Source organism: Aeromonas eucrenophila, assembly GCF_000819865.1.
In the GTDB taxonomy this organism is placed as follows: Bacteria; Pseudomonadota; Gammaproteobacteria; order Enterobacterales; family Aeromonadaceae; genus Aeromonas; species Aeromonas eucrenophila.
Genome location: NZ_CDDF01000005.1, coordinates 488976 through 504559 on the forward strand (window position 1 = coordinate 488976; position 15584 = coordinate 504559).

15 protein-coding genes are annotated in these 15584 nt (G+C 38.4%); all 15 read left to right on the top strand.

What is annotated here, in order from left to right:
- The first annotated feature begins 711 nt into the window (after positions 1 to 711).
- Positions 712 to 1797, top strand: a complete 1086-nt coding sequence (gene rfbB / locus BN1124_RS06220; RefSeq protein WP_042640122.1) for a dTDP-glucose 4,6-dehydratase — start codon at positions 712 to 714, stop codon at positions 1795 to 1797.
- A complete protein-coding gene (rfbD, locus tag BN1124_RS06225; RefSeq protein WP_042640123.1) occupies positions 1797 to 2684 on the top strand; it encodes a dTDP-4-dehydrorhamnose reductase in 888 nt (295 codons plus the stop codon). Before rfbB ends, rfbD begins: the two co-directional genes overlap by 1 nt.
- A gap of 122 nt (positions 2685 to 2806) precedes the next feature.
- Entirely contained in the window at positions 2807 to 3685 is an 879-nt protein-coding gene (gene rfbA, locus BN1124_RS06230; protein WP_042640125.1) for a glucose-1-phosphate thymidylyltransferase RfbA, read from the top strand.
- Between the two features lie 62 nt (positions 3686 to 3747).
- On the top strand, positions 3748 to 4290 hold the full coding sequence (gene rfbC / locus BN1124_RS20700) for a dTDP-4-dehydrorhamnose 3,5-epimerase (protein ID WP_082041448.1): 543 nt from the start codon (positions 3748 to 3750) through the stop codon (positions 4288 to 4290).
- Positions 4291 to 4299: 9 nt separating this feature from the next.
- The gene (locus tag BN1124_RS20705) at positions 4300 to 4698 is read left to right on the top strand and encodes a sugar 3,4-ketoisomerase (RefSeq protein ID WP_082041450.1); all 399 of its coding nucleotides are present in this window, start codon (positions 4300 to 4302) and stop codon (positions 4696 to 4698) included.
- A gap of 3 nt (positions 4699 to 4701) precedes the next feature.
- Entirely contained in the window at positions 4702 to 5163 is a 462-nt protein-coding gene (locus BN1124_RS20710) for an acyltransferase (RefSeq protein ID WP_082041451.1), read from the top strand.
- A 2-nt stretch (positions 5164 to 5165) separates the two neighbouring features.
- The gene (locus BN1124_RS20715; protein WP_082041453.1) at positions 5166 to 6266 is read left to right on the top strand and encodes a DegT/DnrJ/EryC1/StrS family aminotransferase; all 1101 of its coding nucleotides are present in this window, start codon (positions 5166 to 5168) and stop codon (positions 6264 to 6266) included.
- Positions 6267 to 6730: 464 nt separating this feature from the next.
- Positions 6731 to 7315: an acyltransferase gene (locus tag BN1124_RS20720; protein ID WP_082041455.1), complete on the top strand. Its 585-nt coding sequence runs from the start codon at positions 6731 to 6733 to the stop codon at positions 7313 to 7315.
- Positions 7312 to 8559 carry an O-antigen translocase gene (locus BN1124_RS20725; RefSeq protein WP_082041457.1) on the top strand — a complete coding sequence of 416 codons (1248 nt, stop codon included), beginning with the start codon at positions 7312 to 7314 and terminating at the stop codon, positions 8557 to 8559. Before BN1124_RS20720 ends, BN1124_RS20725 begins: the two co-directional genes overlap by 4 nt.
- 2 nt (positions 8560 to 8561) lie before the next feature.
- Positions 8562 to 9395, top strand: coding sequence for a glycosyltransferase (locus BN1124_RS20730; protein WP_197066170.1), 834 nt, complete (start codon positions 8562 to 8564; stop codon positions 9393 to 9395).
- Positions 9392 to 10612, top strand: a complete 1221-nt coding sequence (locus tag BN1124_RS21210; protein ID WP_156128092.1) for a polysaccharide pyruvyl transferase family protein — start codon at positions 9392 to 9394, stop codon at positions 10610 to 10612. Before BN1124_RS20730 ends, BN1124_RS21210 begins: the two co-directional genes overlap by 4 nt.
- Positions 10596 to 12116 (top strand): hypothetical protein, encoded by a 1521-nt coding sequence (locus tag BN1124_RS21215; protein ID WP_156128095.1) that lies wholly within the window; start codon positions 10596 to 10598, stop codon positions 12114 to 12116. Before BN1124_RS21210 ends, BN1124_RS21215 begins: the two co-directional genes overlap by 17 nt.
- Before the next feature lie 31 nt (positions 12117 to 12147).
- Complete coding sequence (locus tag BN1124_RS20745; protein WP_082041462.1) at positions 12148 to 13251, top strand: glycosyltransferase family 4 protein; 1104 nt, start codon at positions 12148 to 12150, stop codon at positions 13249 to 13251.
- Positions 13252 to 13255: 4 nt separating this feature from the next.
- Positions 13256 to 14314 (top strand): DUF1972 domain-containing protein, encoded by a 1059-nt coding sequence (locus tag BN1124_RS20750; protein ID WP_197066171.1) that lies wholly within the window; start codon positions 13256 to 13258, stop codon positions 14312 to 14314.
- Positions 14315 to 14436: 122 nt separating this feature from the next.
- Positions 14437 to 15489 (top strand): UDP-N-acetylglucosamine--undecaprenyl-phosphate N-acetylglucosaminephosphotransferase, encoded by a 1053-nt coding sequence (wecA, locus tag BN1124_RS06245; RefSeq protein WP_042640131.1) that lies wholly within the window; start codon positions 14437 to 14439, stop codon positions 15487 to 15489.
- Positions 15490 to 15584: the final 95 nt, after the last annotated feature.

Below are 15584 nucleotides of genomic sequence, written 5' to 3' on the forward strand. Positions count from 1 at the left end.
TCAATGTGGATCCTACACAGAGCCCCCTGTATCGAGACTGAATCGCATATTCCTTATTTCCTGAGGGTTTCCTTGAGCAAGTGTGTACGGCCAATGCGTGTCCATTTGACGGATGCTCTAGGGGCTAATCTGGTGCCGTAGGCCTCTGCTCCGTCCTCTTCGGAGGGCGATTACGACTAATATGATCGCACCGAAAGGTTGAACACCTGTTTAGAGGCTCATGATGACAAGCCACCATGTGTTCAGAAAACATTCTGAACACATAAAATCCTTATCTATAACCATATAAAAGGGAAAGGTTTTCTTTATACTCAGCTAACTTTACCCAAAAATGGTTGAGGAGTACCTCATATGATGAGTCCTTTAAGGGGCTCGTTTGAGGTGGTTTTTTTTCCATGTTTTGACTGTTCATTCTCGGGGGAAGCGAGATAGAATCGGGCGCGAATCGGGTATAGGGCTTTAAATGCCCAAGATGTGAACAATGCATGCTCTTGGAATGCCCAGATGTGCAACGTGATTTGACGTTATTGTTACGCATCAATCAATACAAGAAGCTGGAGGATATGATGACCAACAGCGCGCACAATCAGGTTAAAAGCAGCATATTGGGGGCTGTAACTCAGGGGCGGTAGCCTGCATTTTTGCCATGTTCGGGGTTATCTGATTATCTCCCTTATTCAATTATCTTCATTTGCTAGAGTACCTATCTATATGAAAATCCTTGTGACTGGTGGTGCGGGCTTTATCGGCTCTTCCGTTGTTCGCCATATCATCCGTGATACCCAAGACTCCGTCATCAATCTCGACAAGCTGACCTATGCGGGCAACTTGGAGTCCTTGGCAGAAGTATCGAGCAGCGAGCGCTATGCCTTCGAGCAGGTGGATATCTGCAATCGCGTCGAGCTAGACCGCGTGTTTGCAACGCATCAACCGGATGCCGTGATGCATCTGGCAGCCGAGAGTCACGTCGATCGCTCCATTACTGGGCCCTCAGATTTCATCGAAACCAATATCGTCGGCACTTACGTGCTGCTCGAAGCGGCCCGGGCCTATTGGAACGGTCTAGATGACACGCGCAAGAGTGCTTTTCGTTTCCACCATATCTCCACCGACGAGGTATATGGCGACCTGCCTCACCCGGATGAGGTGAATGCGGGTGAGGCTCTGCCCCTCTTTACCGAGGCCACGCCGTACGCACCCAGCAGCCCTTACTCTGCTTCCAAGGCATCGAGTGATCACCTGGTGCGAGCCTGGCGCCGGACTTACGGTTTGCCGACAGTGGTCACCAACTGCTCCAACAACTACGGCCCCTATCACTTCCCCGAGAAGCTGATCCCGCTGGTGATCTTGAATGCCCTTGATGGCAAGCCCCTGCCCATTTACGGCAAGGGTGACCAGATCCGTGACTGGCTCTATGTGGAAGACCATGCCCGCGCACTCTACACAGTAGTGACCACTGGTATGGTCGGTGAGACCTATAACATCGGTGGCCACAATGAGAAGCAGAACCTGGAGGTGGTGCACACCATTTGCGATCTGCTCGATGAGCTGGTACCCAAGGCAAGCTCCTACCGCGATCAACTCACTTATGTGACCGATCGCCCCGGCCACGATCGCCGTTATGCCATCGATGCCAGCAAAATGAGCCGCGAACTGAGCTGGCAGCCGCAAGAGACCTTCGAGTCAGGCATTCGCAAGACGGTGCTGTGGTATCTGGAAAACACGCAGTGGGTCAACAACGTCAAGAGTGGGGCCTATCAATCCTGGATTGCGCAGAATTACGGGGAGCGTGCCTGATGCATATTTTGTTGTTTGGTAAGAATGGTCAGGTTGGCTGGGAGCTGCAGCGCGCATTGGCCCCGCTGGGCCGCATTACCGCAGTGGATTTCGATTCCACTGACTATTGCGGTGATTTCAGCAACCCTGCCGGGGTGGCCGAGACGGTCCGCCTGCTCAAGCCGGATGTGATTGTCAATGCCGCGGCCCACACCGCCGTTGACAAGGCCGAGAGTGAGCGCGAGTTTGCCGAGCTACTCAATGCCACCAGTGTGGCCGCGATTGCAAAAGAGGCCGAAACACTCGGTGCCTGGCTGGTACACTACTCCACCGATTATGTGTTCGATGGCAGTGGCGAGCGGCCTTGGGTTGAAACAGACCCGACGGCGCCGCTGAACGTCTATGGGGAGACCAAGCTGGCAGGCGAGCAGGCCGCTACGCTGTGTTCCCGCCACCTTATCTTCCGGACCAGCTGGGTGTATGCCGCCCGTGGTGCCAACTTTGCCAAGACCATGCTGCGTTTTGGCAAGGAGCGCAGCGAGATGTCGGTCATCAATGACCAGTTTGGTGCGCCGACGGGGGCCGAGTTACTGGCCGACTGCACCGCTCACGCGATCCGTATTGCACAGGATAAACCGGAGGTAGCGGGCCTTTATCACCTGATCGCCTCCGGTACCACCACCTGGTTTGACTATGCCAAGCTGGTCTTTGCCACAGCGAAAGACGCCGGTGTTGAATTGGCCGTGACTCAAGTCAATGCCGTATCGACCAGCGCGTTTCCGACCCCCGCCAGGCGCCCTCATAACTCACGGCTCGATACCAGCAAATTCCAGCGCACCTTCGAGCTGGTACTGCCGGACTGGACAGTGGGTGTGGAGCGCATGCTGACCGAGATCCTCGGCAAATAATAAAATGACAAGCGGTGCGGGGATGTTATGCCTCTCGCCGACAGGGATAAACGCAAAAGGAGTGGTGTTAAGTTCACTCTTTTTGATGACTTACATAATTCAAATATAAGAAATCAAGTACGATGACTAAACGTAAAGGTATTATTCTGGCCGGTGGGTCTGGCACCCGTCTCTATCCTGTGACCATGGCCGTCAGCAAGCAGTTACTGCCTATTTATGATAAGCCGATGATCTATTACCCGCTGAGCACCCTGATGCTGGCGGGGATCCGCGACATCCTCATCATCAGCACACCACAAGACACCCCCCGTTTCGAGCAACTGCTGGGAGATGGCAGCCAATGGGGACTGAACCTGCAATACAAGGTACAGCCGAGCCCGGATGGATTGGCACAGGCCTTTATTCTGGGCGAAGAGTTTATTGGTAGTGATGACTGCGCGCTGGTGCTGGGTGACAACATCTTCTACGGCCACGACTTGCAGAAACAGCTGGAAGGAGCGGCGGCTAAATCCAGTGGTGCCACCGTGTTTGCCTATCACGTGCATGATCCCGAGCGCTACGGTGTGGTGGAGTTTGATGGCAAAGGGACGGCGATTTCATTGGAAGAGAAACCACTGGAGCCCAAGAGCAACTATGCGGTAACGGGGCTCTACTTTTATGACAACAGTGTGGTCGAGATTGCCAAGAGTCTGAAGCCATCCCCGCGTGGGGAGCTGGAGATCACCGACGTCAACCGCATCTACCTTGAGCAAGGCAATCTGTCGGTGGCCATGATGGGTCGCGGATATGCTTGGCTGGATACCGGCACCCACGAGAGCCTGATTGAGGCGAGCAACTTCATTCAGACCATCGAAACCCGCCAGGGGTTGAAAGTAGCTTGCCCGGAAGAAATCGCTTATCGTCAAAAATTTATTGATGTAGACCAAGTCCGCCAACTAGCCGCACCGTTAGCAAAAAATGCGTATGGCCAATATTTGTTAAAAATGGTTGCCAAAGCCTGACTTGATAATGAGGGGGAGATTAGTACCCCTCACATTAAATAAATTCGATTTGGATATGAGAAATGAATGTAATTAAGACTTCGATACCCGATGTGCTCATTTTTGAACCAAAGATATTTGGTGATGAACGTGGATTTTTCTTTGAAAGCTTTAACCACCAGCAATTTGAAGCGGCGATTGGTCATCAAGTGACATTTGTGCAAGATAACCATTCCAAGTCATCTAAAGGCGTGTTACGCGGCCTGCATTATCAATTACCCCCCCATGCTCAAGGCAAGCTGGTACGTTGTATTGTGGGTGAAGTATTTGATGTAGTCGTTGATATCCGTAAGAAATCACCCAGCTTTGGTCAATGGGTGGGGGTTAACCTGTCAGCTGAGAACAAACGTCAATTGTGGATTCCAGAAGGATTTGCACACGGCTTTCTGACATTGAGTGAAAGTGCCGAGTTTTTGTATAAGACAACGGATTATTATAATGTAAGTAGTGAGCGCGCTATATCATTCTGTGATATGGAATTAAATATAGACTGGCCATGCGATAAAATACTGTTATCTAATAAAGATAGATTGGCAATTAAGTTAAGTGAAGCAGATGTGTTTTAAGGAGTAATAATGCTGATTAATCTGATGGATTTCAATACATGTGGCGATGATAGAGGACATCTAGTCGCTATAGAAGGAAATCGTAATGTACCATTCGAAATAAAACGTGCTTACTATTTGTTCGATACTAAATTTGGCGTAGCTAGAGGATTTCACGCTCATAAAACATTGAAGCAAGTGGCTATATGTGTAACTGGATCATGTCGTTTTGTTATGGATGATGGAGAGAGTAAAGAAAGTATTGTGCTGAACTCACCATCCAAAGGATTATTAATTGATACAATGCAGTGGCATGAAATGTATGATTTCACGGAGGACTGTGTTTTACTTGTACTAGCGAGTGATTTATATTGCGAAACCGACTATATCAGAGACTACAATTATTTTTTACAACTAGCAGGAAAATAAGTTATGTTCATTCACCCTCAAAGTGATGTTCAGTCTATTAATATAGGTGAAGGAACTCGAGTATGGCAGTACAGTGTTATATTTGAAAATGCAGTTATAGGGCAGGATTGTAATATATGTGCACATACATTAATAGAAAATGATGTTGTTATTGGTGATCGAGTTACTGTAAAGTCTGGAGTATATATATGGAATGGAATTACAATCGAAAATGATGTTTTTATTGGCCCCTGTGTTACGTTTACTAATGACAAAAACCCTCGTTCCAAAAATTATCCAGATGTTTTTCTAAAAATACTAATAAAGAATAATGCATCTGTTGGGGCAAATGCAACATTATTACCTGGTATAACGATCGGGAAATATGCCATGGTTGGTGCTGGAGCTGTTGTAACTAAAGATGTACCTGACTATGCAGTGGTTATTGGCAATCCAGCAAAAATAACTCGTTATATAGAGATATAAAAATGATTAACTTTCTCGATCTAAAAGCTATTAATAATCAATACCAACAAGAACTTAAAGAGGCTTGCGCCAAAGTTATTGACTCCGGTTGGTATATTATGGGAAGTGAGCTTGAAACATTTGAAAATGAATTCGCTTCTTATTGTGGAACCAAATATGCCATCGGTGTTGCGAATGGGCTAGATGCTCTAGCTTTGGTGCTGAGAGCATGGAAAGAGCTCGGTAAACTTAAATCTGGCGACGAGATTATTGTTCCTGCTAATACTTATATAGCCTCTATTCTTGCAATAACTGAAAATGATCTAACTCCTGTTTTAGTTGAACCAAATCCAAAGACATATAACCTGTGCCCAGATAATGTGCGCAATGCTATTAGTAGTAAAACAAAAGCTATTTTGCCTGTACATTTATATGGTCTAATTTCTCCAATGCCTGAGCTTTTAAAAATAGCACGAGAATTTGATCTTCTTATTTTAGAGGATTGTGCGCAGGCGCATGGTGCATGTATTGATGGACGAAGGGCCGGCTGTTGGGGAGATGCTGCTGGATTTAGTTTTTATCCAGGAAAAAACTTAGGTGCATTAGGTGATGCTGGAGCGATAACTACAAATGATGATACGCTAGCTAAAGTACTAAAAGCACTTCGAAATTATGGATCTGAAATAAAATATCATAATATTTATCAAGGTATTAATTCTAGGTTAGATGAAATTCAAGCTGCAATGCTTAGAGTAAAATTAAGATATTTGGATGAAGAGACATTAATACGGAAAGAGATCGCCAAAAGATATATTAATGAGATAGTGAATCCATTAATTAAATTACCAACATGGGAGAAAGATGAGCATCACGTTTTTCATATTTTTGTAATTCAATGTAAGGAACGTGATAAATTACAAAGCTATCTAACAGAGTTACATATACAGACGATAATTCATTACCCTATACCACCGCATAAACAAAAAGCATATATTCATTTAAATGAAAACAGTTTACCATTAACAGAGGAAATACATCAGCAAGTGATTAGCATTCCAATTAGTCCCGTCATGAATTATGAACAAGTTAGCTTTGTAATAGATAAATTGAATATGTATTCGTAGGTTTATAAATATCTGTTCACTTACGGGAAAGCAATGTGGTAAGGATGTATTTATATTTGATAGTAATTTTATCATTTTGGTGATAAGAAAAGTTGGAGTAAACTTGTGATTTCTTAAAAGATATGGCTGTTTACGTTCTCGCAATGTACCAAACTAGATTTATACTTATAAAGAAATCGAATCTTCTTATTTTAGCTAGCTTATTTAGCGCTATCTATCTCGCCGATGCCTCACCAACTAGCAAGTACTAGATTTGATGATAGCTGACAACGAGTTCAGAAACTAGCACAGCCACCAAATGATCAGCAGCAAATGTACTATTGTCTACGTTCAACTCAGTATGAATACCGAGTTATGAAAAAGGAACCTACTTTAACGATAAATTTTTTATTCCAATAATAAGTGTGTGTTTATATTATAAGTTTAGTTTGTGTGATTATATTTTTTTTTGGGGGGGGGGAGGAATGCGCTTAGAAATAATTAATAATGTTCTCAGAAAAATAATTGGAAGGTCTTATCAAAAATATAGAATATATTTCTATTCTATGTTATCAGAACACAAAACAAAATCAGTTGTAAATCAACCATTACTCATCTTGGGTAAAGGAATTATTGACATTCATCATAGTGTTATTTTAGGTGTTGAGAATTCTCCAGGTTTTTATAGTAACTATAGTTATATAGAATCAAGACACACTGAGAGTAGTATAAGAATTGGTGAAGGTACAATTATAAATAATGATCTGAAAATAATTTCAGATTGTAAAAATATATTAATAGGAAAAAGCTGTCTAATAGGTAGTAACTTTCAAGTTTTAAATTCCAATTTTCATGATTTAAATCCTAACAATAGATTTAATACTGTTACGGTCCTGCAGGACAATGTTGAAATAGGTAATAATGTTTTTATTGGTAATAATGTCACAGTGCTCAAAGGTGTATCTATAGGTTGCAATTCGATTATTGCAAATGGCAGTGTTGTGGTGAAATCAATTCCAGTAAATAGTGTTGCTGGGGGCAATCCTGCGAAGATAATTGGGTGTTTATGAAATTAATTAAAACCACAATACTTTCTGCAATATCTACACTGATAAAAACAGGAACTGTATTTTTAATTACTAAGGTTATAGCTATTACAGGGGGGCCGATTGGTTTAGCTACAGTTGGCCAGCTTCAGAATTTCATTAATATTTTTACGTTAACAGCTGGTGGTTCTTTAAATACTGCTGTTGTTAAATACACGGCATCTTTAGATAATGATAAGGAGGCTCTATTTTGTTTTTGGAGAACAACCTTAACTATATCATTAATATTGAGCGTAAGTTTATCATCATTACTTTTTTGTTTTTCTAATAGAATATCTGAGATCATTCTTAACTCTAATGATTATGCATATATTTTTATTGTCTTTTCTATCAGTTTGCCATTTTTTGTTCTCAATTTATTTTTTCTCGCAGTCTTAAATGGGCTGAAGAAAATAAACGAATTTATTTTATTGTCAATAATGGTCAGTGTTTTATCGCTATTTATTGTCTGTGCATTTAGTTTGCTATGGGGTTTTGATGGAGCGTTATTATCATACGTAACCAATCAATCCCTCGTATTTTTTATTAGTTTTTTTTATATAAAGAAAAAGGGATATTTAGACGGATTTTTAAAAGAGTTTAAAATTGATAAGAAACATATCTATACTTTGTTATCTTTTTCTACAATTACCTTCACTGCAGTTTTATCATCTAATTTGTCAATGGTTTTTATAAGAGAACATTTAAATGATAGTTTTACACCATCATCTGCAGGTTACTGGCAGGGCATCTGGCAATTATCTCAAGTAGTATTAAGTATGTTTGTTACGACATTTAGCACATATTTATTACCTAAGCTCTCCGAGGCAAAGGGAAGGCGAGCGATTTTATCTGAAATAATATCAAGTATTAAAGTTATTGTCCCATGTGCGTTAATTTCTCTATTAATTATGTATATAAGTAGAGATTATATTATCTGTACCCTGTACAGTAAGGCATTTATGCCGATGTCTGATCTCTTCTTGTGGCAGCTGATTGGTACAGGAATAAAAGTTGTTGGATGGCTGTTTGGATATGTTTTGGTATCAAAAGCCATGGTGAAATATACTGTAATGACAGAGTTGATTTTTGCTTTTTCTCTTTGTCTTTTTATTGTTATTTTTACCAAAGAGTTCGGCCTGATTGGCACTACATACGCATTTGCTATCAACAGCTTTATTCATTTTTTATCGATGTTTTTTATTTTTTATAAAAAGGTGCTTAATTAATCGTGTCGCAACAAAAGGTTTCCATTATCGTTCCTGTATATAATGGTGAACGATTTATATCAGATACAATAAATAGCTGCTTAAGGCAATCCTACAGAAATATAGAAGTGCTAATAGTAGATGATTGTTCGAGTGATAATAGCGTAAAGATCATTGAATCGTGTGTTCATACATGTTTAAGGGATGATATTGATTTATTCTTTTTGAAGAATGAAACTAATATTGGTTTATCTAGAACAATTAATAAAGCAGTTAGGATTTGTTCTGGTGATTATGTTCTGATATTAGGCCATGATGATATAATCCTACCCGAGCATGTATCAAATATGATGTTAGCTGATAAGCTTGATGGTGTCAGTTTAGCTTATTGTAATGCAGCCGTTATTGATGCCAATGGTAAACGGATAGGTCAGAAAATATATAGTGATAGAAAACTTGCATCAAAAAACTCTAAATTTTTAAAAAATATATCTCTAAGTAATTTCGTGCCTAGCTGTGGTTTGTTATTTAAACGTAGATTTTTTTTAGAAGTAGGGGGGTGGGACGAGCGATTTAAGAATTACGGGGAATGGTTACTTTGGATTAAGTTAGCACATAAAGGAAAATTTTTATTTTCAAAAACAGATACCGCATTGTATAGAGTACATACGCAAAATATAAGTTTAACTTTTAGAGATAAAAAAATTAAATCTGAACTAAAAAATTATTTTAAACATTGCCAAACGATTGCCCTTAGCTATGACTTGTCTTTATTTGAGCGGCTATCAATATACTTATCGCGTACAATAATAGCACTTTACAAGTTAATAGTTAACAATTATGGGGTTTTCAAATGAGAGTGTTGATTGTATCAGCAAATAAAGAAGATAATTTAGGTGATATATTAATTTATGAGTCTATCAAAGAGTATTTAAAACGCAACAATTGTCAGGTCGATTCCATCAACTATAGATTACAATACTATGATTTAAATAGAAAAGATGTTTTTTCTACGAAAGATAATTTAAAGGATAAGGATAAGGATAAGGATAAGGATAAGGATAAGGATAAGGATAAGGATAAGGATAATGTTTTTTCATTTTTAATGAAAGTGAAAGAAATCTTCAAAAAGAATAGATCTTTTTATGTTTTCTTACAGATTATTTATTTTCTTTCGCGTGTGATTTTTTATTTCAAGATCGCTAGGGAAAAATATAAATTAGCTGATGTAGTAGTTATCGGTGGTGGGCAGATTATAATGGATACAAAATATAGTATTTTGTTTTCATTAAACCTTCTCTTTCATATATTCATGTCCAGGGTTTTTAGTAAAAAAATCCTATTTCTTGGGGTCGGCATTGCATCTAAATTCAATTTTAGTTTAACAGAAATGGTGATTAAATACGGGTTTAAATGTGCCGATTCGATCATGGTGAGAGATGTCTATAGTTTCCATCGAGCGGTTAAAATACTTGGAGAAAGTAAAAAAATATCATTTTCAATAGACTTGGCCGTACTGTTTCCTTGGGAGCCACATAATGATATGAATAATGTCGTTGGACTGTCGACTTTGCCATATTATGATGCTAGGTATTTCCCTGTAAGTGATGAAATGAAATTTAAATTTTATAAAAATGCTATAAAAGAATGCTGTTATTACATTCAAAAAAACACTTCATATGGTGTAATTTTAATACCGACAACATCTATAGATGCTATTGTTGCTAAAGAAATAGATAGCTCTCTTGTAGATGAATCCCATAACATTACAGAGTTAATTAATAAAATCAATAGCTGCTCTTATTTTATTGCAACAAGAATGCATTCATTCATTATATCCGTTGCGTTAGGGAAGCCAGCATTATGCTTTTATTGGGATGATAAGATAAAAGGGTTCGTATCATCATTCTGTGGTTTTGGTATTGATGAATATTTATTTTATGAAAAAGATTTCAGCCAGCCAGCCACAATGATGAATAGGTTGACCTCGCTCGATATCGCTAATTCGTACAACTTGAGCTATCACAGGACTAGATTAACAAAATGGATTGATAGTAATGTACTTGCTAATTAACCTGATGGTGATGGTGTTGTTATTTTCGGATGTGGTTGTTCATGGCTTGGTGACATTTAGCATCGGTCTATTACCGACACCCAACTCAATATCAAAGGCTGCTCTTATATCTTTTGTTTTTATTTATGTTGCTCTACATGCACATGATATAAAGAAAATATCTTTGTCACCAATAACACTCTTTCCTATATTATGTTTTAATCGAGAATTTTTGGAGTTAAAAACGTATACGTATACATTCTCTTTTTTTGACATGTATTTATTTTTTACATTATTTTATATTGGTGCTGTCAGTTTATTGGAAGACTTTTCTAGAAGAAAATTACGTAGGGGGATTGTTTACACTATTTTATTCTTGCTTGCAATAGGTGTATTGCAGGCTGTTTTTCACAATAAGCCAGAAAATACGAATGGTTTCCTTATAGTATATTTTTATCCCCTTATATATTTCATTATTCTATCTAGAATTAATTTGAATGTTGTTGATATCAGACATTCATTATTTACTATGCTTTTAGTGTCTGTGTTTATATTCGTATTGCAAAATATATATATAGGCCCATCAGTTGTATATCGTTCATCGGTTGAGCAGACATGGTTAACACAAAATATAAGCATAGCAAATGGTGGGCTTCTTGAAATGGGGGCAATGGAAGTTTTTCTAATGCCGATAGCTTTCTATATAATATGGAATATTAATGAAATAAAGTGCTTTTACAGTAAATACTATACAAGAATCCTTGTTGCGAGTGCAATGCTTGTTATTATGATGCCATTTATTTATCATAATCGAGCAAATTCTCTAGTCGTTCTATCATTCATTGTGTTTTTAATTATCAAAAAAAATTCTATGAGAAGAGTTTTTTTATACTTTTCCTCTATAGTCCCTTTGCTTGTGTTTTATTTATATAGAATAGTTGTTTCTAGAAGTTTTGTCAGCGATGGCAAAGGGATTGATGTTCTCGGTTTTTCTATTAGTGGTATTGATAGCACTACATTTGATCATCTCAATTCAACAATATTAGGGCTTGAGACTTTAACTAATAATTTATTTTTTGGCATTGGATTATTAACAGGCGCAAACTCTTTTTTAGCGGGGGATATTTATATTGGAAATATGAGGAATTTTATTTTCCCTGTTATTGAAGTCGCCATTAGTATGGGGGGAGTCTTTTTTCTATCGTATATACTGTTAGTGGTTTTAATTTATCGTGCAACTCAGGACTCTCTCATGAAATATCTGTTGTTGATACAGTTTATTCCCATTATAGGAGCAAACAAATTTTTTTCAGCATATGCAACAGGGCATTTCCCTGTTGATTCTGGTTTCTATGGACTTTCTGATTTTCCCCCGATAGCAATTACAAGTATTTCCTCTATCTATATATATTTGTTATGTACGATTAATGCCAATAATGCCAATAATGCCAATAATGCCAATAATGCCAATAATGCCAATAATGCCAATAATGCCAGTAATGCCAGTAATAAAAACAATCCCTAATTATTTTTAATGATTAATAATAGAGTTGATTATGACAGCTAAGGCTAAAGTTCTATTTTTAACAAGAGGCTCTTCAAGTTTTATCTCTGGTGGTGATGTTGTTCAATTGAATAAAACCGCCTTGGAATTAGAAAACCTTGGGTATGATGTATTCGTAACCAATGATCTTTCTTATGTCGAAACTTTCCAACCAGATATTGTTCATTTTTCAGGAATAAACCTGCAGTATAATATTTCAGAGGTTGTAAAAAAAATAAGAAAAGTAAAATCAGAAAGAAAAATTAAATTAGTAATGTCAACAATATATGTAAATTATGAGCGTTATGAGCTTGACATTAGAAAGTCATTTTTTGTTAAGTTGATTATGCTTGTTTTTGGATATCGAAAATTAGAGTACTTTAAAGAGTTAGTCAGATTGAGGAAGTTTAAATTTGGTAATATAATTAACTTTTTATTAAAGCCATCAAATTTCATATATGATGAGTATTTGACAGACATAGATTTATTTCTGCCTAATTCGTATGTGGAGGCTGAAAAGATAAAGTCTGATTTTAATATACCAGAAAGTAAAGTTTCGGTTGTTACAAATGGCTGTGATTTAACCAAGTATAATACTTATGATCGTATTCCTTATAAAAATTTTGTGCTTTGCGTAGCTCGAATTGAAGAGCTTAAAAATCAAGTCGCCTTAGTTAAAGCATGCAAAATGGCAGATCTAAATTTAATATTGGTTGGCTCTCTGAGTTATAGTCAAAAGAAATATTACAATGAACTTTTTAAGCATCTGGATGATAGAAGAATATATATAGGGCCTTTGTCTCAAGAGGAGCTGGTGCCTTACTATGAATCATGTAGTGTGCATGCTCTAGTCAGCCATTTTGAGACTTGTGGTCTATCTACAATGGAGGCCATCCACTTTAAAAAAAGTGTTGTGGTATCCAATGTTGGATATGTAAGGGGTGTTTTTAATGACATTCCATTTTATTGTGATCCGAATGATATACCCTCTATTAGTAGCGCACTCAAAAGTGCCATTAATACAAAGACAGATAATGAATTATATGAAGATTTCATAAATAAAACCGTTTGGAGTATCGCTGCTCATCAAACTCATGTGGCTTACCAGGGGTTATAGTAAATTGAAAATCAGCATAAATGTTATCGGAACAGTCGGTATACCAGCATGCTATGGTGGTTTTGAAACTTTGGTTCAAAATATGATCGACTCCCAATCAGAACACATCGAATATAATGTTTTTTGTTCCTCTCAATCTTATATAAAAAAGACTGCATATTATAAAAGAGCCAAATTAATTTATTTGCCAATTAAGGCTAATGGTATATCCAGCATACCTTATGACATATTGAGCTTGCTTATCAGCCTGTGGACAAGACCGAATGTTACCTTGATACTGGGGGTATCTGGTGGTTTGTTTTTACCTATTTATCGGTTGTTTAGCACATCGCGTATTGTAACCAATATTGATGGGCTGGAATGGCGCCGTGACAAGTGGGGCCATTTTGCGAAGGCATTCCTTAAATTGTCTGAACGGTTTGCTGTGAAGTTTTCAGACGTGGTTGTCTCAGATAATCAAGCGATTGCCGACTATGTACATACTGAATATGGTGTGCAGAGTAAGGTGATTGCCTATGGGGGAGATCATGCTTTGCTGACAGATAAACTAATTCCTTCTGCAAAGGATGATTATTTTCTGGCACTATGCCGTATTGAACCAGAAAATAATGTGGCCATGATTTTAGGGGCATTTGCCAACAGCCAATATAAATTAAAATTTGTTGGTAATTGGGATACCAGCACTTATGGGCGGGAGCTTAAGAATCGATTTTCTAATTATGAAAATATTGATATTATTGATCCAGTTTATGATATATCAGATCTTTTTAATTTGAGGAGCCAATGTAAAGGATATGTTCATGGTCACTCGGCCGGTGGAACTAATCCCTCTCTTGTTGAGGCAATGCAATTTGGAATGCCTATATATGCATTTGATTGCACCTTTAGTCGTCACACCACTGATAATAGATCTTTTTACTTCTGTGATGGTGAATCGCTACGTCAGCTAATCGGTAAGCATAATGACAGGGCCGTTATTCAATCTGGCTTGGAAATGAAGAGTATTGCGGAGGAAAGCTATAAATGGGCTACTATCGTAGAGAAATATGAAGAAATTTATTGAGCTAAAACCATAAATTATACAGTTGAATAAGAATAATTCTCGCAACATATATTCCATTTTTGTATTTTATTGGAATATATATTTAACTGGTTGTCTGTACATAGAACCATTGGTATCTTAATATGGAATATGTGGCGTTTTTTCTGATAGCTTTTTTGTTTTTATTTTTCCTACGTAAAGTGGCAAAAAAAATAAATCTTGTGGATCGTCCTAACGAGCGCAAGAAACACCAAGGCTTAATTCCTTTAGTTGGTGGTATATCGATCTACTTTACATTGATGTTTGCACTGTGGTTCAAGCCGGATTTGATTGCTAGCTCAGAAATCTATGTCCTATGTGCTTCTGTACTGGTTATAATGGGTGCTATAGACGATAAGTATGATGTCGACTATCGAATTCGCCTAGTAGTGCAAATTCTAATCTCTTGTGCAATGATTTTTGGTGCAGGACTTTCATTAAAGGGGTTAGGTCATCTGGCGTTTGGTCACGAGATCGCTCTGGGGCCCCTTGGCTATATTGTAACTGTCTTCGCTGTTCTCGGTGCAATTAATGCGTTTAATATGGTCGATGGTATTGATGGGCTTTTGGGGGGGTTGACCATGGTTACTTTTGGTGCCCTTTCCTATATTCACTATGCCGATGGGCAGTTATTGCTAGCTCGATTTTGCCTATTGATGATGATCGTGGTTGTTCCTTACATATTTCTGAATTTAGGTTTCCCATTCGGGATTCGTAAAAAGGTTTTTATGGGGGATGCGGGTAGCATGCTGATTGGTTTCACCGTTATCTGGGCATTATTACAGGGAACTCAGGGGCCCAAGGCACAAATGAACCCGGTCACAGCACTTTGGCTGATCGCTATACCACTGATGGATATGACTAGTATCATGGTACGGCGTATTAGGAAGGGAGTTTCCCCCTTTAGACCTGACCGCGAGCATTTGCATCATATCTGTCTACGGGCGGGGCTATCATCACATCAGGCTTTGATTGTTATTTGTGGTGTCGCTATTTTTCTTGCTGGTGCGGGGATTGGTCTAGAATATGGTTCAGTACCCGAATGGATTAGTTTTTTGTTATTTTCTTCAGTGTTTTTTATTTATTATCAGTTGCTTAATAACATCTGGCGAATTCTTGCTTGGATGAAGCCGAAGATTGCGAATCGCCCTGAGTGAATAAATTTTTATGCACGTTTATTTTCTGTTTTTATATGGTTTTATGTTTTGAATAGATATGGCGTTATTTAATTAACGTATAGGCTGCAATTATC

Excerpts from the sequence above, each read along its gene's own strand:
- rfbB (WP_042640122.1), top strand. The coding sequence starts at position 712 with ATGAAAATCCTTGTGACTGGTGGTGCGGGCTTTATCGGCTCTTCCGTT.
- rfbD (WP_042640123.1), top strand. The coding sequence starts at position 1,797 with ATGCATATTTTGTTGTTTGGTAAGAATGGTCAGGTTGGCTGGGAGCTG.
- rfbA (WP_042640125.1), top strand. The coding sequence starts at position 2,807 with ATGACTAAACGTAAAGGTATTATTCTGGCCGGTGGGTCTGGCACCCGT.
- rfbC (WP_082041448.1), top strand. The coding sequence starts at position 3,748 with ATGAATGTAATTAAGACTTCGATACCCGATGTGCTCATTTTTGAACCA.
- BN1124_RS20705 (WP_082041450.1), top strand. The coding sequence starts at position 4,300 with ATGCTGATTAATCTGATGGATTTCAATACATGTGGCGATGATAGAGGA.
- BN1124_RS20710 (WP_082041451.1), top strand. The coding sequence starts at position 4,702 with ATGTTCATTCACCCTCAAAGTGATGTTCAGTCTATTAATATAGGTGAA.
- BN1124_RS20715 (WP_082041453.1), top strand. The coding sequence starts at position 5,166 with ATGATTAACTTTCTCGATCTAAAAGCTATTAATAATCAATACCAACAA.
- BN1124_RS20720 (WP_082041455.1), top strand. The coding sequence starts at position 6,731 with ATGCGCTTAGAAATAATTAATAATGTTCTCAGAAAAATAATTGGAAGG.
- BN1124_RS20725 (WP_082041457.1), top strand. The coding sequence starts at position 7,312 with ATGAAATTAATTAAAACCACAATACTTTCTGCAATATCTACACTGATA.
- BN1124_RS21210 (WP_156128092.1), top strand. The coding sequence starts at position 9,392 with ATGAGAGTGTTGATTGTATCAGCAAATAAAGAAGATAATTTAGGTGAT.
- BN1124_RS21215 (WP_156128095.1), top strand. The coding sequence starts at position 10,596 with ATGTACTTGCTAATTAACCTGATGGTGATGGTGTTGTTATTTTCGGAT.
- BN1124_RS20745 (WP_082041462.1), top strand. The coding sequence starts at position 12,148 with ATGACAGCTAAGGCTAAAGTTCTATTTTTAACAAGAGGCTCTTCAAGT.
- wecA (WP_042640131.1), top strand. The coding sequence starts at position 14,437 with ATGGAATATGTGGCGTTTTTTCTGATAGCTTTTTTGTTTTTATTTTTC.